General features: G+C 61.3%; 16 protein-coding genes. 7 read left to right on the top strand and 9 right to left on the bottom strand.

The window, feature by feature from the left end; genetic code table 11:
* Positions 1-134: 134 nt before the first annotated feature.
* The 9 genes from HGP31_RS06540 to edd all read right to left on the bottom strand — a co-directional run bounded on the left by HGP31_RS06540 (position 135) and on the right by edd (position 11,215).
* Positions 135-1,295: an ABC transporter ATP-binding protein gene (locus HGP31_RS06540; RefSeq protein WP_020797036.1), complete on the bottom strand. Its 1,161-nt coding sequence runs from the start codon at positions 1,293-1,295 to the stop codon at positions 135-137.
* Positions 1,296-1,298: 3 nt separating this feature from the next.
* Positions 1,299-2,144, bottom strand: a complete 846-nt coding sequence (locus HGP31_RS06535; protein ID WP_020797037.1) for a carbohydrate ABC transporter permease — start codon at positions 2,142-2,144, stop codon at positions 1,299-1,301.
* Positions 2,137-3,045 (bottom strand): carbohydrate ABC transporter permease, encoded by a 909-nt coding sequence (locus tag HGP31_RS06530; RefSeq protein WP_033041184.1) that lies wholly within the window; start codon positions 3,043-3,045, stop codon positions 2,137-2,139. Before HGP31_RS06530 ends, HGP31_RS06535 begins: the two co-directional genes overlap by 8 nt.
* A gap of 155 nt (positions 3,046-3,200) precedes the next feature.
* Positions 3,201-4,499, bottom strand: a complete 1,299-nt coding sequence (locus tag HGP31_RS06525; RefSeq protein WP_033043396.1) for an ABC transporter substrate-binding protein — start codon at positions 4,497-4,499, stop codon at positions 3,201-3,203.
* A gap of 117 nt (positions 4,500-4,616) precedes the next feature.
* Positions 4,617-5,876, bottom strand: a complete 1,260-nt coding sequence (locus HGP31_RS06520; RefSeq protein WP_168757342.1) for a D-mannose isomerase — start codon at positions 5,874-5,876, stop codon at positions 4,617-4,619.
* 218 nt (positions 5,877-6,094) lie between these two features.
* Complete coding sequence (locus tag HGP31_RS06515) at positions 6,095-7,564, bottom strand: ATP-binding protein (RefSeq protein ID WP_168757341.1); 1,470 nt, start codon at positions 7,562-7,564, stop codon at positions 6,095-6,097.
* The gene (locus HGP31_RS06510; RefSeq protein ID WP_020797042.1) at positions 7,554-8,285 is read right to left on the bottom strand and encodes a response regulator; all 732 of its coding nucleotides are present in this window, start codon (positions 8,283-8,285) and stop codon (positions 7,554-7,556) included. The genes HGP31_RS06515 and HGP31_RS06510 overlap by 11 nt, the downstream gene beginning before the upstream one ends.
* A 156-nt stretch (positions 8,286-8,441) precedes the next feature.
* Positions 8,442-9,392, bottom strand: coding sequence for a glucokinase (locus HGP31_RS06505; protein WP_033043399.1), 951 nt, complete (start codon positions 9,390-9,392; stop codon positions 8,442-8,444).
* A complete protein-coding gene (edd, locus tag HGP31_RS06500; RefSeq protein WP_020797044.1) occupies positions 9,389-11,215 on the bottom strand; it encodes a phosphogluconate dehydratase in 1,827 nt (608 codons plus the stop codon). Before edd ends, HGP31_RS06505 begins: the two co-directional genes overlap by 4 nt.
* Before the next feature lie 220 nt (positions 11,216-11,435).
* On the opposite strand from edd, the gene gap reads away from it, so the two are divergent.
* From gap to HGP31_RS06465, 7 genes are all read left to right on the top strand, one after another.
* Positions 11,436-12,437: a type I glyceraldehyde-3-phosphate dehydrogenase gene (gene gap, locus HGP31_RS06495; protein WP_020797045.1), complete on the top strand. Its 1,002-nt coding sequence runs from the start codon at positions 11,436-11,438 to the stop codon at positions 12,435-12,437.
* A gap of 155 nt (positions 12,438-12,592) precedes the next feature.
* Complete coding sequence (locus HGP31_RS06490) at positions 12,593-13,057, top strand: methylglyoxal synthase (protein ID WP_168757340.1); 465 nt, start codon at positions 12,593-12,595, stop codon at positions 13,055-13,057.
* Between the two features lie 77 nt (positions 13,058-13,134).
* Complete coding sequence (locus HGP31_RS06485) at positions 13,135-13,653, top strand: RNA polymerase sigma factor (RefSeq protein WP_020797048.1); 519 nt, start codon at positions 13,135-13,137, stop codon at positions 13,651-13,653.
* Positions 13,654-13,754: 101 nt separating this feature from the next.
* Entirely contained in the window at positions 13,755-14,723 is a 969-nt protein-coding gene (locus HGP31_RS06480; protein ID WP_033043401.1) for a FecR family protein, read from the top strand.
* Between the two features lie 122 nt (positions 14,724-14,845).
* Positions 14,846-17,410: a TonB-dependent receptor gene (locus HGP31_RS06475; protein WP_168757339.1), complete on the top strand. Its 2,565-nt coding sequence runs from the start codon at positions 14,846-14,848 to the stop codon at positions 17,408-17,410.
* Between the two features lie 112 nt (positions 17,411-17,522).
* Positions 17,523-18,125, top strand: a complete 603-nt coding sequence (locus tag HGP31_RS06470; RefSeq protein WP_020797051.1) for a biliverdin-producing heme oxygenase — start codon at positions 17,523-17,525, stop codon at positions 18,123-18,125.
* Between the two features lie 144 nt (positions 18,126-18,269).
* Positions 18,270-18,659: a YbaN family protein gene (locus tag HGP31_RS06465; protein ID WP_083348347.1), complete on the top strand. Its 390-nt coding sequence runs from the start codon at positions 18,270-18,272 to the stop codon at positions 18,657-18,659.
* The last annotated feature ends 44 nt before the right edge of the window (positions 18,660-18,703 follow it).

Here is an 18,703-nt window from a genome sequence, read left to right as displayed (position 1 = left end):
GCAGGCGACAGGCCGCCCATCACGGAGCCCCCATGTGGGAGCGAGCCTGCTCGCGAAGGCGGTGTGTCATTCAACGCAAATGTCGACTGATAGACCGCTTTCGCGAGCAGGCTCGCTCCCACAGTTGTTGATCTCTACCTACCCTTGAACTGGGTCACGTTGGCAGGCCGGTGTTCGGCGTGTGCTTGACCGGCAGCCCCCAGGCGCTCGCCGGTCTTGGCATCGAACAGCAGCACTTTGGCCGGATCGAATTGCAGGGTCAGGGTCTCGCCCACGGCCGGTGCGACGTCAGGCGCCAGGCGACAGCAGACCTTGGTGTCGTTGAGATTGACGAACACCAGGGTGTCGGGACCGGTCGGTTCGGTGACCTGGACTTCAGCGCGAATGGTCGGCAAACCGTTGGCTTCGCCATTAGCCAGGATGATCTGCTCCGGGCGCATGCCGAGGATGACTTCGCGATCTTCGAGACCGGCGTCCTGCATGCCCAGCGGCAACTCGCATCGGGCCTGGCCGCTGTCGAGCAACGCCAGCAGACGCCCATCCTTGCGTTGCAGGCGCAGGGGAATGAAGTTCATCGGCGGCGAGCCGATAAAGCTCGCCACGAACAGGTTGGCCGGGTTGTTATAGATGTCCTTCGGCGTGCCGAACTGCTGGATGATCCCGTCCTTCATCACCGCCACTTTGTCGCCCAGGGTCATGGCTTCGATCTGGTCGTGGGTCACGTACACCGTGGTGGTTTTCAGGCGCTGGTGCATCAGTTTCATTTCGGTGCGCATCTCGACCCGCAGCTTGGCGTCGAGGTTGGACAGCGGCTCGTCGAACAGATAAATCTTCGGCCGCCGCGCCAGGGCGCGCCCCATTGCCACGCGTTGTTGCTGGCCACCGGAGAGTTGGCCGGGCTTGCGGCTGAGCAGGTGCTCGATCTGCAACAGCTTGGAAACCCGGGCGACTTCTTCGTCGATGTCGGCGGTCGGCATTTTGCGAATCTTCAGGCCGAAGGCGATGTTGTCGCGCACGCTCATGGTCGGGTACAGCGCGTAAGACTGGAACACCATGGCGATGTCACGATCTTTCGGGCTCATGCCACTGATGTCGGCGTCGTCCACCAGGATCGCACCGCCGCTGATGGTTTCCAGCCCGGCGATGCAGTTCATCAAGGTGGATTTCCCGCAGCCGGACGGGCCGACCAGGATCAAAAACTCCCCGTCATCGATTTTCAGTTCGATGTTCTTCAGGGTGTCCGGCAAACCGGCGCCGTAGGTCTTGTTGACGTTGCGTAATTCGAGAGTTGCCATGTTCTACCCCTTGACCGCGCCGGACGTCAGCCCACGCAGGAAATACTTGCCAGCGAATATGTAGACCAGCAGTGTCGGCAGCCCGGCGATCATCGCGGCGGCCATATCAACGTTGTATTCCTTGGCCCCGGTGCTGGTGTTGACCAGGTTGTTCAGGGCCACGGTAATCGGCTGGGCATCGCCACTGGCGAAGACCACGCCGAACAGGAAGTCATTCCAGATCTGGGTGAACTGCCAGATCAGGCAGACCATCACGATCGGGATCGACATCGGCAGCAGGATCTTCCAGAAGATCGTGAAGAAGCCCGCGCCGTCGAGCCGCGCGGCCTTGACCAGCGCATCCGGAATGCTCACGTAGTAGTTACGGAAGAACAGCGTGGTGAACGCCAGACCGTAGACCACGTGCACCAGCACCAGCCCCGTCGTGGTGTTCGCCAGGCCGAACTTGCCGAGGGTGAACGACGCCGGCAGCAGCACGGTCTGGAACGGCAGGAAGCAACCGAACAGCAACAGGCCGAAGAACAATTGCGAACCACGGAAGCGCCACATCGACAGCACGTAGCCGTTCATGGCGCCGATGAAGGTCGAGATCAGTACCGCCGGCACGGTGATTTTCACCGAGTTCCAGAAGTAGCCGCCGACCACGTCCCAGGCCTTGATCCAGCCGATACCGTCGATCACGGTCGGCCAGCTCAACAGGTTGCCGGTGCGGATGTCTTCCGGAGTCTTGAAGCTGGTCAGCAGCATCACCACCAGCGGGATCAGGTACACCGCCGCGGCCAGCAAAAGGGTGGCGTAGATGGCGATGCGGCTGAAGCTGATGCCTGGTTTTGCGAGTTGATTAGTCATGTCGCTTGCCTCGCAGCTCGGAGTACAGGTACGGCACCAGGATGGTCAGCACGGCGCCGAGCATCAGCATGGCGCTGGCCGAACCGATGCCCATCTGGCCACGGCTGAAGGTGAAGGAATACATGAACATCGCCGGCAGGTCGGACGAGTATCCGGGGCCACCAGCGGTCATCGCCGCCACCAGGTCGAAGCTCTTGATCGCGATGTGCGCAAGGATCATGAAGGCGCTGAAGAACACCGGACGCAGGCTCGGCAGCACGATCTTCAGGTAGATGGTCGGCAGGCTCGCACCGTCGACTTGCGCGGCACGGATGATCGATTGATCGACACCGCGCAGGCCCGCCAGAAACATCGCCATCACGAAGCCGGAGGCTTGCCACACGGCAGCGATCACCAGGCAGTAGACCACGCGATCCTGATCCACCAGCCAGTCCAGGCGAAAGCCTTCCCAGCCCCAGTCACGCAGCATCTTGTCCAGGCCGAGCCCTGGGTTGAGCAGCCATTTCCACGCGGTACCGGTGACGATCATCGACAGCGCCATCGGGTACAGGTAGACGGTGCGGATGAAGCCTTCCTTGCGGATGCGCTGGTCCAGCAGCACGGCGAGGAACACGCCCAGCACCAGGCTGATGCCGATGAACATGCCGCCGAACAGCGCCAGGTTCTTGCTCGCGACCCACCAGCGGTCGTTGTCCATCAGGCGCATGTATTGCTGCAGGCCGACCCACTTGTAGGTCGGCATGAAGCTGGAGTTGGTAAAGGACAGTATGAATGTCCAGATGATGTAACCGTAGAAGCCAACCAACACGATCAGCATGCTCGGCGCGAGTACCAACTTGGGTAACCAGCGTTGCAGCGCATCGAACGGTGAGGCTTTGCTGAAAACCGCCACAGAGCTCATCGGGATAATCCAGGTTAGAGAAATAATCGACACAGTGATCCCTTGTGGGAGCGAGCCTGCTCGCGAAGGCGGTGTTTCAGTCGACATCATTTCTGAATGTCAGACCGCGTTCGCGAGCAGGCTCGCTCCCACAGAGGGGTGCTCGGTGTCAGGGATTACTGGGCCGCTTTGACCGCGGAAGCCAGTTGGGCGCTGGCCTTGGCCGGGTCGGCGTCCTTGTCGTTCATGAAGTTGGTGACGACGTCGAAGATCGCGCCTTGAACGGCCAGGGAGGTGGCCATGTTGTGCGCCATGCTCGGTTGCAGGCCGCCGTTTTTCTCGTCCGCCAGGAAGTCCTTGGCCGCCGCTTGGGCGCAGGAATCGAAGCCCTGGCCAGCCATGTCGTTCAACATGTCGGTACGCACCGGGATCGAGCCCTTGTTGATGCTGAAAACTTTCTGGAAATCTTTACCCAGGGCGACCTTGGCCAGGTCTTGCTGCGCGGCGATATCGCCCTTGCGATCAGCTTTCAACTTGAACACAGCCATGGAGTCGATGTTGTAGGTGAAGGCTTTTTCCGTGCCCGGGAACGCCACGCACTGGTAGTCCTCGCCCGCGACTTTCTTCGCCGCGGTCCATTCGCTCTTGGCCCAGTCGCCCATCATCTGCATGCCGGCCTTGCCGTTGATCACGTCGGCGGCGGCGATGTTCCAGTCACGACCGGCGCGGTTCGGGTCCATGTAGGTGGTGATTTTTTTCAGCTCGGTGAAGGCCTTGGTCATCTCGGCGCCCGAGAGGGTTTTCTGGTCCAGGTCTACCAGGGCTTTCTTGTAACCGTCGGCGCCCATTACCGAGAGCACCACGTCTTCAAACACGGTGCTGTCCTGCCAAGGCTGGCCACCGTGGGCGAGCGCGATAAAGCCGGCGGCCTTGAGCTTGTCGCCAGCGGCATAGAATTCTTCGAGGGTGGTTGGCGCTTTGTCGATCCCGGCTTTCTTGAATACTTGCGGGTTGATCCACAGCCAGTTGACGCGGTGGATGTTCACCGGCACGGCGACGTAATCGCCTTCGTATTTCACGGTGTCGGAGACTTTCACAGGCAGCAGGCTGTCCCAGTTTTCCGACTTGGCGACGTCTTTCAACGTTTCGGTACTGAGCAGGCCAGTGCTGCCCCACTCCTGGATGTCTGGCCCCTTGATCTGGGCAACGCCCGGCGGGTTACCCGCTACAGCGCGGCTCTTGAGCACGGTCATGGCCGTGGAACCGCCACCACCGGCGACTGCGCCATCCTTCCAGGTGAAGCCATCTTTTTCGACTTGAGCCTTGAGGACATCGACCGCTGCTTTTTCACCACCCGACGTCCACCAGTGAACGACTTCCACGGAACCCTTGGATTCGGCGGCAAGCACACTGAGAGGGAGCGCAGACAGGGAGACGAGAGAAATGACAGTAGCGAGGCGAGAAATCGCATTCATCGATAAGTACCTTTCTTGTTGTTATGCATGCAAGTCTGGTGCTTGCGCTGCAGAGGAGTTTAAACAGGGGAAGTCCCTTCGCAGGTAACGAAGGGACGCGCGAATGTCACCGCATGGTTACATGGAAACGCTCTGGGACAACGCTGCCAGCGCACTGGCCATGCTCGGCGCCAGCGGCAGGCGCGGGATCAGCACCGCTTGCCAGGCATGATAGAGATCGGGTTTGCCCGCCCAGATATCGCCGCTGGGGCGGTTCAATGGGTCGAGTTCGTGGTGCCAGCTGCCGCATTCACGGTCGATGAAATGACACTCACAAAATTCCCAGAACAGTCGGTACCAGCGTTCGTACTGCTCATCGCCCGTGCGCTTGAGCAAGGCACTGGCAGCGGCGCTGGCTTCGCAATGGGTCCAGTGCAGGCGATGGCGAACCACCGCCTTGTTGTCCCAGTCGAGGGTGTAGACCATGCCCGGTGCGCCATCGATCTCCCAGCCGTGCACGCAGTTCTGTTCGAAGAGTTTTTGCGCGTCGGTGAGCAACCATCCCGGCGTGAGCATGCCGGCGTGCACACGCGCGGCTTCCAGATGCAAGAGCAATCGGGCCCATTCGAAACCGTGGCCTGGCGTGGTGCCGTAGGGGCGGAAACCGTCGGCCGGGTTGTCGCGGTTGTACTCGCGCAGGGGCTGCCAGTCGCGGTCGAAATGTTCGATCACCAGAAAGCCGTTGGCGGCGGCGCGGCCATGAATCACCCGCTCGACGATGCGCTGGGCGCGGCACAACCAGCGCTTGTCGTCGCTGACATCGGCCAGGGCGAGGAAGGCTTCGGTGGCGTGCATGTTGCTGTTGGCGCCGCGATAGGCTTCCTCGCAGCTGAAGTCGCGATTGAAGGATTCGCGCATGGCGCCCTCCTCCTCACTCCAGAAGTACGTGTCGATGATGTCGACCGCGTCATCGAGCAAGGCTTGCGCGTCGGGCCGTTGTGCAACCACCGCGGAACTGGCGGCCAGGGCCACGAAGGCATGCAGATAGGCATTTTTGCCGGTGTTGCCGTCGCGGTGTTCGGCAACCGCGAACCAACCGCCGTGCACGGCATCGCGCAACGGCCCGCGCAGGGCCCGGATGCCGTGATCCACCAGCTCGGCAAAACCCGGCAGGCCCTGGATGTGCGCCATGGCGAAGCTGTGGGTCATACGCGCGGTGTTCATGGTTTGTGCTTGCGCGTCGCCCGGCAAGCGGCCCTTTTCATCAAGGTTGCCGAAGCCCTCGGGGAGCTTCGAAGCCTTGGCAAATGCCAGCAGCCGCAAGCCTTCGGCGGCGAGCCATTGCTGGTGGGCGGGGGCATTCAGCCAACTGCTGAAGGCGGGTTGAGAGGAGTCCATGGGGTGCCTTTTTTGTTGTTATGACTGAGGGGCAGTCTAAACAACGGGCGATGGCGGGCTTGTAACGAAGGGGGGGAGTTATGTCACCAAGCTGTGACATTTACCTTGAAGGATGTACTGAATGGCCTGGCGCCTTCGCGAGCAAGCCCGCTCCCACAAAGTCACCACCGATTCCTGTGGGAGCGAGCCTGCTCGCGAAGAACGATGACGCGGTATCCCTAATCAACACTACGAGGCAATTGCAGGGTCACCCGCAAACCGCCCTCGCGCAAATTCTGCAAACTCACTTCACCGCCATGACTATGGGCAATGTTGCGCGCAATCCCCAAGCCCAACCCATACCCCTGCTGCTGCCCAGCCAAGCGAAAGTGCGGCTCGAACACCTGCTCCAGCCGCTGCTCGGGAACCCCCGGTCCTTCATCATCGACATGCAGGACGAAGGCGCTGTCGTCATCGTCGATATGCAGGTGGGCGTTCTGGCCGTACTTCAGGGCGTTGTCGATCAGGTTGCCGATGCAACGCTTGAGCGCCAGCGGTTTGCCCGGATAAGCCGCCAGGGCACGGCCTTGCTGGGTCACGCGACCGTTACCGGTGGGCGACAGGTACGGCTCCACCAGGCACTCGAGCACATGATTGAGGTCCACCTGCTCGATGTTCTCGTGGATGTCGGTGTCTTTCACACACTGCAGTGCGCCCTTGACCAGCAGCTCCAGCTCATCCAGATCGCGACCGAACTTGGCTTGCAGCTTTTCGTCTTCCAACAACTCGACGCGCAATCGCAAGCGGGTGATGGGCGTGCGCAGGTCGTGGGAAATCGCGCTGAACAACTGGCTGCGTTCGGTCAGGTAACGGCTGATGCGTTCACGCATGGTGTTGAAGGCGCGGCCGACCTCGACCACTTCACTGCCGCCACCTTCGGCCACCGGCTCGACGTCGGCACCCAGCGACAGGTCGCGCGCCGCCCGCGCCAGGCGCTTGAGCGGCCGGCTTTGCCAGTGCACCAGCAGGCCGATGAACAACAGCAGGAAACCGCTGGTGAGGACGATGAACCACATTTGCTGCGCCGGCAGCCCCTGCTCTTCGAGGCTGGTGTAGGGTTCGGGCAGCAGCGAGGCGATGTACAGCCATTCCCCCGGCGCCATCTGGATCTGCGTGACCAGCACCGGCGGGTTCACCGGTTCCAGGGTCAATGCGTAGTGCGCCCAGGAACGCGGCAGTTCGTCGAGCTTGAGACCGCCATTGAAGATCCGCAGGTCTTCGGGGCTGACAAAGGTCACCGAGATGTCGGTGTCCTGCCCCAGGGACTGGCGCAGCACTTCGTCCACCGCGTTGATCACCGCCTCCTTGCGCGGGGTGATCGGCAGCACTTCCATGCCCAGGGGTTTGTCATTGAGCGTCACCACGAAACGCGTGCCGCCCATGCTGCGCAACTGGTCGAGCACCAACGGGCGGTACGCCACCGGCAACGAGCGCAGGTAACTGACGCTGGCGTTCATCGAGTGAGCGAGGCTGCGCGCACTGGTGACCAGGCCTTCAAGCTGGGTCGCACGCAGTTGGGAAACCCAGATCACGCTCGACAATGCCTGGGCGAACAACACCGCGAGTAGCGTCAGCAACAACATGCGCCCGAGCAGCGAGCGTGGCACCGGCACGCGGCCGGCCAGCTTGCGCAAGAAATCAGTGACCATTGGAGGCAACCACACTGGCTGCCAACTGATAACCGCTGCCCCGTACGGTGCGAATCAGTCGCGGTGGTTTTTCCGTATCGCGCAGGCGTTGGCGCAAGCGACTGACCGCCATGTCGACGATGCGATCCAGAGGCATCAAGTCGCGGCCACGGGTGGCGTTGCCAATCGTGTCGCGGTCGAGGATTTCCTGCGGATGGTCGAGAAACAGCTTCAACAGGGCGAAATCGGCACCGGACAGAATCACCTCTTCGCCATCGATGTGAAACAGGCGATGGCTGACCATGTCCAGGCGCCAGTCATCGAAGGCCAGCACTTCGCTGCCGGAGCGCTCCTGACCGAACTGCGCCCGGCGCAGCAAAGCCTTGATGCGTGCTTGCAATTCGCGAGGGCTGAAAGGTTTGCCTAGGTAGTCGTCGGCGCCCAGTTCCAGGCCGATGACCCGGTCGGCCTCGTCGGAACTGGCGGTGAGCATGATGATCGGCACCTGCGACTGGCGCGGGTGCTGGCGAATCCAGCGACACAGGCTGAAACCGTCTTCGTCCGGCAGCATCACGTCAAGGATCACCAGGTCGCTGGGGGCCTCGTTGAGGGCCTGGCGAAAGCCCGCTCCATCGGGCGTGGTACGCACCTGGAACCCGGCGCGGGTCAGGTAGGTGTCCAGCAACTCGCGTATCTCTTGATCGTCATCGACCAACAAAATCGACTTGTTGACTGAGCTCACGGGGCGGCGTCCTTGTTGTTTGAATTGGGCGGATTATGCCTGATTGAGCGTAAATCTTTGGTGTCTGTGCGGGCCTCTTCGCGAGCAGGCTCGCTCCCACAAGATTATCGGCGATCCTGTGGGAGCGAGCCTGCTCGCGAATGGCACGACGCGGTCTTATGCCTGCTCCAGCGCCACACCCGCGCCAACCAGCCCCGAATACGGCGCCGTCACCAGCCACACCGGAATTCCCTTGAAGTAATCGCTCATGCACCCCTTGTCGGCAAAGCACCGGGCGAAACCACTTTCGAGGAAGAAATCGGCGAAGCGTGGAATCACCCCGCCAACGATGTACACACCACCGCGCGCACCGGTGGTCAGCACGTTGTTGCCCGCCACGCGACCGAGCCAGCAGCAGAATTGCTCGAGTACTTCCAATGCAATCGGATCACCCGCCAGACCGGCAGCCGTAATCGCTTCTGGCGTGTCGAGCACCGGCTCGTGGCCGTCCACCGCACAGATCGCGCGATAGACTCGGGGCAAGCCGCCGCCGCTCAATGCCGTTTCGGCGCTGACATGTCCGATCTCGTTGAAGATCTGCTGCCACAGTTGAGTCTCGCGCGGACTGCTCAGCGGCAGATCGACGTGACCGCCCTCCCCCGGCAGCGGGGCAAAACGCCCTTCCCCGAGATCTAGCAGGGTGCCGACACCCAAACCCGTGCCCGGGCCAATGACCACCGCCGGGCGCAACGGCTCCGGCGTGCCTTCGCAGACCACGCGGAATTCGCCCGGCTGCAAACGCGTCATGCCCAGGGCCATGGCCGAGAAATCGTTGACCAACAGCAGTTGATCCACCTGCAAGGCCTGGCAAAAACCCTTGCGGCTCAGGCGCCAGTGATTGTTGGTGAACTTGAATTCGTCGCCGCTCACGGGGCCTGCCACCGACAGGCACACCGAACCGATCGCACCCGGCGCCAGGCCCAGCCCGTCCAGGTAGAGGCTGATGGCCTCTTCCGGGCTGGCATGGTCGGCCGTCGCCAGCACCTGGACCGATTCCAGCTGCTGGTTTTTCCACAACGCGAACCGTGCGTTGGTGCCACCGATGTCACCGACCAAAGCCAGTTTCAATTAAGCGTCTCCAGGGCAGAAGTGAAGGCGCTGGCCCCCTGCTCTGCCGAGCTGAAGGCCATGCGCATGAAACCAAACAGTTCGCGACCGGTGCCGATGTTGTTGCCCAACAGGCCCTTGGCCGGCGTGCGCGCTGCGAATTCTTCGGCGTCCACCTTAAGCTCCAGGGTGCCTTTGACGCCATCGACGCGGATGATATCGCCCTCCTGCACCCGCGCCAAAGGTCCACCCACGTAAGCCTCGGGGCTGACGTGGATGGCCGCCGGGATTTTCCCCGACGCGCCGGACATGCGCCCGTCAGTGACCAGGGCAACCTTGAAGCCGCGATCCTGCAGCACGCCGAGGAACGGCGTCATTTTGTGCAATTCCGGCATACCATTGGAACGCGGGCCCTGGAAACGCATCACCGCGACGAAATCCTTCTCCAGCAAACCGGCCTTGAACGCATCAGCCAGGTCTTGCTGATCCTGGAACACCATGGCCGGCGCTTCGACGATCTGGTTTTCCAATGCCACGGCCGACACCTTCATCACGCCGCGACCGAGGTTGCCTTCCATCACACGCAGGCCGCCCTCCGGCGAGAACGCCCGGGCAACCGGACGCAGGATGCTTTCGTCGAGGCTTTCGGTGATGCCTTCGCGCCAGACCAGTTCGCCGTTATCGAGGAACGGTTCCATGGTGTAGCGGCGCAATCCGTGGCCCAGCACGGTGTTGACGTTTTCGTGGAGCAACCCGGCGTCCAGCAGTTCGCGGATCAGGAACGACATGCCGCCCGCAGCCTGGAAGTGGTTGATGTCGGCCTTGCCGTTCGGGTAGACGTGGCTCAGGGTCGGCACGACCTCGGAGAGGTCGGCCATGTCTTGCCAGGTCAACTGGATGCCCGCCGCCATGGCAATCGCCGGCATGTGCAGGGTGTGGTTGGTCGAGCCGCCGGTGGCGTGCAGGGCAACGATGGAGTTGACCAGCGAACGCTCGTCGACGATTTCACCGATCGGCAGGTAGTCGCCGTTCTGTTTGGTAATGCGCGTCACCTGGTGCGCCGCTTCGCGGGTCAGGGCGTCGCGCAGTGGCGTGTTCGGGTTGACGAAGGAAGCGCCCGGCAAATGCAGGCCCATGACTTCCATCAGCAACTGGTTGGTGTTGGCGGTGCCGTAGAAGGTGCAGGTGCCAGGGCTGTGGTAGGAGTTCATTTCCGACTCCAGCAGCTCTTCACGGCTGGCCTTGCCTTCGGCGTAGCGCTGGCGCACGTCGGCTTTCTGCTTGTTGGAAATACCCGACACCATCGGCCCGCCCGGCACGAAGATCATCGGCAGATGGCCGAAGCGCAGCGCGCCCATCATCAGGCCCGGGACGATCTTGTCGCAGATGCCGAGCATCAGCGCGCCATCGAACATGTTGTGCGAGAGCGCCACGGCGGTGGACAGCGCGATCACTTCACGGCTCGGCAGGCTCAGTTCCATGCCCGGCTCGCCCTGGGTCACGCCATCGCACATGGCCGGGGTGCCGCCGGCGAACTGGCCGACGGAACCGATTTCGCGCAGGGCTTTCTTGATCAGCTCCGGGAAGACTTCGTACGGCTGGTGCGCCGAGAGCATGTCGTTATATGACGAAACAATTGCGATGTTGGCGGAGTTCATCATCCGCAGGCTGTTCTTGTCGTCGCTGCCGCAACCGGCCACGCCGTGGGCGAAGTTGGCGCATTGCAGCTTACCGCGCATCGGACCGTCGCTGGCGGCATCACGGATCAGTGCAAGGTAAGCCTCACGCGTGGCGCGGCTGCGGGCGATAAGCCGTTCGGTGACCTCAAGTACGCGGGGATGCATGTGTAGAACTCCAGGCTAACGGATGTGGCGACCTGATTGTCTATGCTGATCAAACACCGGTGTCGATGGGATGACAGACGGCTTTTCTGACCATTCGGACCAGTTGATTCAGGTCACTCGTTGTAGATTGAACAAAATATTGCCATTAAAAAGGCTTGTTTTCTATTTTTTTGCGAATAATCTTGTAATTCCAACAACAAAACGACGGCGGCGCTGACAAATGACTCTACGAATCGCAATCAATGGTTTTGGCCGTATTGGTCGCAACGTCCTCCGAGCACTCTATACCCAAGGCTATCGCCAGGATCTGCAGATCGTCGCCATCAACGACCTGGGTGACAGCGCAATCAATGCGCATTTGCTCAAGTACGACACGGTTCACGGCACGTTCGACGCCGATGTCCAGCATGATCAGGAAAGCCTGACCGTCAACGGCGACCGTATCGCGGTCAGCGCCATTCGCAATCCGGCCGACTTGCCCTGGGCCGCGGAAAAGATTGATGTGGTGTTCGAATGTACCGGTCTGTTCACCGACCGCGCCAAAGCCGCCGCGCATATTACGGCCGGTGCACGCAAAGTGATTATCTCGGCCCCGGCCACGGGTGCCGACGCCACCGTGGTATATGGGGTCAACCACGACATTCTGCGCCAGTCGCACCAGATTATTTCAAACGCCTCGTGCACCACCAACTGCCTGGCCCCGGTGGCCCAGGTGCTGCACCGCGAACTGGGCATCGAAAGTGGCCTGATGACCACCATCCATGCCTACACCAACGACCAGAACCTGACCGACGTCTACCACACCGACCCGTACCGCGCCCGTTCGGCCACGCAGAACATGATCCCGAGCAAGACCGGTGCGGCTGAAGCGGTCGGCCTGGTGCTGCCGGAACTGGCGGGCAAATTGACGGGCATGGCGGTGCGCGTGCCGGTGATCAACGTATCCCTGGTCGACCTGACCGTGCAGCTGAAAAAAGAAGCCAGCGCACAAGAGGTCAATGCACTGCTCAAGCAAGCCAGCCAGCACTCGAAAATTCTCGGCTACAACACCTTGCCGCTGGTCTCCAGCGACTTCAACCATAACCCGCTGTCGTCGATCTTCGACGCCAACCACACCAAGTCCAGCGGCAAGCTGCTCAAGGTGCTGGCCTGGTACGACAACGAATGGGGCTTCTCCAACCGCATGCTCGATAACTGCCTGGCGCTGTGCAACGCCGAATAAGCGACGAATTACGACGACTCGTTCCGCGTTGACGCAATCCTGTAGGAGCTGCCGCAGGCTGCGATCTTTTGATTTTGTTTTTTAGAAACAAGATCAAAAGATCGCAGCCTGCGGCAGCTCCTACACAGGACGCATAAAGCTTTGGAGCTGTACCCATGATCGGCATTACGTTGACCCAAAAAACCATGGCCGCGCGCAAGCGTATCGCCCTGGTCGCCCATGACCACTGCAAAGTGTTTTTGCTGGACTGGGCCGAACGGCAGAAAGACCGGCTCGCGCAACATGAACTGGTCGCCACCGGCACCACCGGTTTGTTATTGCAACAACGTCTCGACCTGCCGGTGGAGAGCATGATCAGCGGCCCATTGGGCGGAGACCAACAGCTCGGCGCGCGAATCGCCGAGCAACGGGTCGACATGCTGGTGTTCTTCTGGGACCCGTTCGAACCTCAGCCACACGACCCCGACATCAAGGCATTGCTACGGGTCGCAGCGGTCTGGAACATTCCGGTGGCGTGCAATGAATGCAGCGCCGACTACCTGCTCAGCAGCCCGCTGATGGATCAGGCACACGGGCATCGGATTCCGGATTACCCCATGTATCTGCAGGGTCGGGCGTAGCCCTTCACAAATCAAGGCTTGACCATTCGAGCGGATGATAAGCATTATCATTCACTCGAAATGGATCAGGTCCTCCCGTGAGTCAATCGCGTTTCAACGACGTCTTCATCTCCCAGCGAATCTCTCTGCTGCGCACGCTGGAGCGGATGGTCAACAATCACAGCACCGCCGAAGACCTCTTGCAGGAGACTTACCTGCGGGTGAGCCGTGCACTCGGCGAGCGGGCCATCGATCACCTGGAACCCTTCGTTTTCCAGACTGCCCGCAACCTGGCACTGGACCATTTGCGCGCGCGGCGCATCCACTCGCGCACCATGGTCGATGACGTGCCACCGGACGTGGTGGACAGCATCGCCGCCCCCGCCAGCAGTGCCGAGGACGCCGCCCATGCCGAACAATTGCTCGAGCGTTTGAATGTGCGCCTCAGTCAACTCAGCTCCCGCCAGCAGCAAATTTTCATCCTCAGCCGCCTGCACGGCCATAGCTATCTGGAGATTGCCGAGAAACTCGGCGTCTCACTCAGTACCGTGCAGAAGGAGCTGAAGTTGATCATGACCATCTGCATCGGCGTCGCCGACCGGTCGAAAGGCCACTGAGCCACCCGCGGCTCGACGACCTTGTTCATCAGGGCTACCCTTGGCCCTCTTTTGCGCTTCACTAAAAAAACAGCCGTGCACAGACACGCCGAGGAAACACCGTGACGGACACCCACCGCGCCCCTTCGCCCTCACCGGCGCAGGCCACAGCCGAGGCGATGGACCAGGCCCTGGACTGGCTGATCGTGTTGGACAGCCCGAGCGAAGAACAGACCCGCCAGTTCCACCAATGGCTCGCGGCAGACCCTGCGCACGCCGAGGCGTTCGCCAGGGCGCAGGCGATATGGAACGGTGCGCAAGTCACGCAATGCGCGCAAAAACTGGCATCGAGCCCAGTCAAAGTCACTGCGCTGTCGCGTCTGCGCCCGCACTGGAGACCCTTGGCCACCGCCGCCGTGCTGATCCTCGGGTTGTTCAGCTTCAGCAATCTGCCGATGCGCCTGCAGGCCGATCACCTGACCGTGGTCGGTGAACGCCAGCGCCTGCAACTGGAGGACGGCTCGAAAGTCCTGCTCAATACCAACTCGGCGTTTTCCAGCACCATCAACGACCAGAAGCGCGTGGCCCGCCTGTATCAGGGCGAGGCGTTTTTCGACGTGCAGCCGCATCGCGGTCTGCCGTTGGAAATTGACGCGGGCCTGGTTACCGCGAGTGTTCGCGATACGGCATTCGCCGTGCGTTACCTTGACGGCGTAACCCAGGTTCGAGTGCAGCGCGGGGATGTCGACTTACGCGCCACCGGCGACGACGATGCGAGGGTGCGCCTGACAGCCGGGGAAAGCATCCGCATCGGCCCCAATGGTTTCGACCAGCCGGCCAAACTGGATGCGGCCACTGACCTGGCCTGGGTCCAGGGTCGCCTGGTGTTTGAAAACTGCCCGCTGAGCCAGGTGCTGGCAGAGCTGCGTCGCTACTATCCGGGCTGGATCATCAACAACAATGAGCAGTTGGCGAATGTTGCCGTGACCGGAAATTATCGTCTCGACCAGCCGCTGGACGTGGTCCGCTCGCTGGCTCACATTGCCTCGGCACAGCTCAAGGAATACCCGGCGCTGGTCATCTTGAACTAAATGAGAATTATTTTTACTCGATAGCTGAACCTCGTACGTCTCGTTATAGCCAATGCAATTGATTCGCATCTCTAAATGCCAATCAGCACCTATAAAGATTCGTGCGACACGGAGCGCTATCGATGTCCTCTCGCCTTACCCGCCCAGTTAGTTCACCTTCTTGCGTACTGTCGCTGCTGACCGCCGCCATTCTGATGGCCGGTGCTGTGCCCGTCATGGCCGCCACGGCCCCTGAACAGTCGGCGCGCAAAATGGGCGATTACGCATTCGCCATTGCGCCACAGTCGCTGGTGTCGGCACTCAATTCGTTCACCGCAGTGACCGGCTGGCAGGTCGGCTTTTCAGCCGAACTGGCGCAAGGGATGGACTCACCGGGCGTGCGCGGATCGCTGCCAGCGGAAAAAGCCCTGGATCGCCTGTTGGTGGGGACCAACCTGAGCTATCGCAAACTCGGCAACAACAACATCGTGCTGGAGCGCCGAAGCAGCGCCGGGACCCTGAATCTGGAACAGGTGACCATCAGCGCCACGCGCCAGGAACAGGACGTGAGCAGCGTGCCCAGCACCGTCACCGTCCACACCCGCGAGGAACTCGACCGCAACAACGTCAACAGCATCAAGGATCTGGTGCGCTACGAACCGGGTGTATCGGTAGGCGGCACCGGGACCCGCGCGGGCCTTTCCGGCTACAACATCCGCGGTATCGACGGTGACCGCGTGCTGACCCAGGTCGACGGAGTCCAGGTGCCCGATGGTTTCTTCAATGGTCCGTACGCCCAGACCAACCGCAACTATGTCGACCCGGAAATCGTCAAGCGCGTGGAAATACTGCGCGGCCCGGCTTCGGTGCTGTACGGCAGCAGCGCCATTGGTGGCGCGGTCAGCTACTACACGCTGGACCCGGACGACATCATCAAGCCAGGCCAGGACGTCGGTGCTCGCCTGAAGACCGGCTACAGCTCGGCCGATGAAAGCTGGCTCACCTCCGGCACCGTGGCCGGTCGCACCGGCGACTTCGACGGCTTGCTGCACCTGAGCCAGCGCAATGGCCACGAAACGCAGTCCCATGGCGAAACCGGTGGAACCGGCCTGGACCGCACCGAAGCCAACCCCGAGGACGTGCGCACCACCAACGTGCTGGCCAAGCTCGACTGGAACTACGCCGACGATGCGCGCTTCGGCTTGACTTACGAGCACTACAAGGACGATCGCGACACCAATCAGCTAAGCGCCGTGGGTGGCCCGTTCAACGCAGGACGCGGCTTCGGCTTCTACAAATCGCGCACCGGCAACGACACCATCACCCGCGAGCGCTTCGGCCTGGATCACCGTTTCGCTGTGGACAGCCTCCTGGCTGACAACATCAAGTGGACGTTGAATTACCAGATTGCCAAGACCGACCAGCGCACCGAAGAAATCTACGCACCGTCACGCACGGTGCTGCGTCACCGCGATACCACCTACAAGGATCGCCAATGGGTATTCGATGCCCAGGCTGACAAGGCGTTTGCCATTGCCGACACCGACCATGCGATCACTTATGGCACCACCATCAAGCAGGACAAAGTCACCGGCCTGCGCACCGGTAGCGGCACCTGCCTGACCGTGGCCGGCGCTTGCCGCGTCATGAATGCTGCGAGCGCTGCCGACACTTTGACCCCGGCCAGTGATTTTCCGGATCCGACCATCAACACCTACAGCCTGTTCGCCCAGGACCAGATCGCCTGGAACAACTGGACCTTCGTGCCCGGCCTGCGCTACGACTACACCCAGCTCAAGCCGCACCTGACCAAAGAGTTCCTGGCCACTGCCGACCAGAGCGGCAACGGTGAGGTGAACGACGACGAAAAAACCTGGCATCGCCTGTCACCGAAATTCGGCACGACCTACCGCTTCGATGACAACTACACCTGGTACGGCCAATACGCTGAAGGCTTCCGCACGCCGACCGCCAAGGCTCTCTATGGTCGCTTCGAAAACCTGGCTGGCGGGTATCAGGTCGCGCCCAATCCCGACCTCGAACCAGAAAAGAGCAAGAGTTATGAAACCGGCCTGCGCGGGCAGTTCGAGGCCGGTACTTTCGATATCGCGGTGTTCTACAACAAATATCGCGACTTCATCGACGAGAACGCCATTACTCCCGGCTACACCGAGACCACTTTCCAGAGCAACAACATCAAGCACGCCACCATCAAGGGCATGGAGTTCAAGGGGCGCTTGAACCTGGATGCCTTCGGCGCGCCAAGCGGCCTCTATACACAGGGCTCGGTGGCCTACCTGTATGGTCGCAACGATGACAGCGGCGAACCTCTTAACAGCATCAACCCGCTGACCGGCGTATTCGGTCTGGGCTATGACCAGGACAAGTACGGCACATTGCTGAGCTGGACCCTGGTCAAACGCAAGACCCGGGTCGACAGCACCAGCTTCAACACCCCGGACGGCACCAGCACGCAGTTCAAGACACCGGGTTACGGCGTGCTCGACCTGGCGGGTTTCTACAAGGTGACCGACGACCTGACCGTGAATGCCGGCCTGTACAACCTGACCGACAAAAAGTACTGGCAGTGGGATGACGTACGCGGCTACGACAGCGTCGGCGAAGCCTCGGTGACACAGCCCGCCAACCTCGATCGCCTGACCCAGCCTGGACGCAATTTCGCGATCAATCTGGTGTGGGATATCTGACCCCGTGCACCTCACCGGGCGCTGTAACAGCCGCCCGATGAGGATTTTTTACTGTCATGCACCTGCTCATTCGTCTCGTTACCAAGCGCCTCTTCTTTCCCAAGGATCTGCCATGACCACCCAGGACACCGCCCAACGCCCCACCCTGCGCTCGCAACGCTTGAACCAGGTCACCAACGAGCCGCACAGCAAGCTCGATGCATTGGTCAAAGCCCATGCCCCCTTTGAAACCCAGGCCAATTTCGCCCGCTTCGTGGTAGCGCAATACCTGTTCCAGTCGGAACTGGTGGCGCTATACAACGATGCCGAACTGACAGCCGTCGTTCCGGACCTGCCAGCCCGTTGCCGTGCCGAGGCGGCGAAGGCGGACCTGGCGGACCTTGACACCGAGGTGCCGGCGCCGGTTGCAGGCGCACTGCAAAACCCGACCAAGGCCCAGGCCATGGGCTGGCTCTTCGTCTCCGAAGGCTCGAAGCTGGGCGCAGCGTTTTTGCTCAAGCGTGCCGTGGGCCTCGGCCTGAGCGAGACCCTCGGTGCCCGTCACCTTGGCGAACCGGCCGGTGGTCGTGCGCAAGGTTGGAAAAACTTCGTCAAGACCCTCGATGAACTGGAGCTCAGCGCCCAGGAAGAAGCCGAGCTGGACAAAGGCGCCATCGATGCCTTCAACCGCTTCACGGTGTTGCTGGAACAGGCTTACGCCCCAGAACTTGCCTGAAGAAACACCCTCCCCTGTGGGAGCGAGCCTGCTCGCGAAGAGGTCAGCACATGCGACGTTTATGTCGAATGACACACCGCATTCGCGAGCAGGCTCGCTCCCACAATGGATCGAGTCAGTCCATAAATTTCGATCAAGCGCCCCATGCCTGCCTCCTCCAAACTCGCCCGCCTCCTCTTCGGCCTGCTGGCCTATGTCAGCCTCGCCATCGGCCTGGTCGCCATCGTCATACCCGGCCTGCCGACCACCGAATTCATCCTGCTGGCCGCCTGGGCTGCCACCCGAAGCTCGCCGCGCTTGAGTGCCTGGCTGGACAATCATCGGCTGTTCGGCCCTATTCTCAGTAACTGGCGCAACGGCAAGATCATCGCGCGCCGGGCCAAGGTCAGCGCCACCGTCAGCATGCTGCTGTGCGCCACGCTGATGCTGGTCATGCTCGATCACGGCTGGCCGATCTATCTGGCAATTACCGGGATGGGCCTGGGCAATTTGTGGATCTGGTCGCGACCGGAGTCACTGGCGCGACAACCTTAGAGGTCGCCGCGACTTTCTCCGTTTTTTATCCACTTTTCGGCATA

It is taken from the genome of Pseudomonas umsongensis, assembly GCF_012647205.1.
GTDB classification, from domain to species: Bacteria; Pseudomonadota; Gammaproteobacteria; order Pseudomonadales; family Pseudomonadaceae; genus Aquipseudomonas; species Aquipseudomonas umsongensis.
Note: the sequence above shows the minus strand (reverse complement) of the source record. Positions and strands in the feature narration are given on the sequence as shown.

Coding starts and splice junctions, on each gene's coding strand:
- HGP31_RS06540 (WP_020797036.1), bottom strand. CDS start 1,295: ATGGCAACTCTCGAATTACGCAACGTCAACAAGACCTACGGCGCCGGT.
- HGP31_RS06535 (WP_020797037.1), bottom strand. CDS start 2,144: ATGACTAATCAACTCGCAAAACCAGGCATCAGCTTCAGCCGCATCGCC.
- HGP31_RS06530 (WP_033041184.1), bottom strand. CDS start 3,045: ATGAGCTCTGTGGCGGTTTTCAGCAAAGCCTCACCGTTCGATGCGCTG.
- HGP31_RS06525 (WP_033043396.1), bottom strand. CDS start 4,499: ATGAATGCGATTTCTCGCCTCGCTACTGTCATTTCTCTCGTCTCCCTG.
- HGP31_RS06520 (WP_168757342.1), bottom strand. CDS start 5,876: ATGGACTCCTCTCAACCCGCCTTCAGCAGTTGGCTGAATGCCCCCGCC.
- HGP31_RS06515 (WP_168757341.1), bottom strand. CDS start 7,564: ATGGTCACTGATTTCTTGCGCAAGCTGGCCGGCCGCGTGCCGGTGCCA.
- edd (WP_020797044.1), bottom strand. CDS start 11,215: ATGCATCCCCGCGTACTTGAGGTCACCGAACGGCTTATCGCCCGCAGC.
- gap (WP_020797045.1), top strand. CDS start 11,436: ATGACTCTACGAATCGCAATCAATGGTTTTGGCCGTATTGGTCGCAAC.
- HGP31_RS06490 (WP_168757340.1), top strand. CDS start 12,593: ATGATCGGCATTACGTTGACCCAAAAAACCATGGCCGCGCGCAAGCGT.
- HGP31_RS06475 (WP_168757339.1), top strand. CDS start 14,846: ATGTCCTCTCGCCTTACCCGCCCAGTTAGTTCACCTTCTTGCGTACTG.
- HGP31_RS06470 (WP_020797051.1), top strand. CDS start 17,523: ATGACCACCCAGGACACCGCCCAACGCCCCACCCTGCGCTCGCAACGC.
- HGP31_RS06465 (WP_083348347.1), top strand. CDS start 18,270: ATGCCTGCCTCCTCCAAACTCGCCCGCCTCCTCTTCGGCCTGCTGGCC.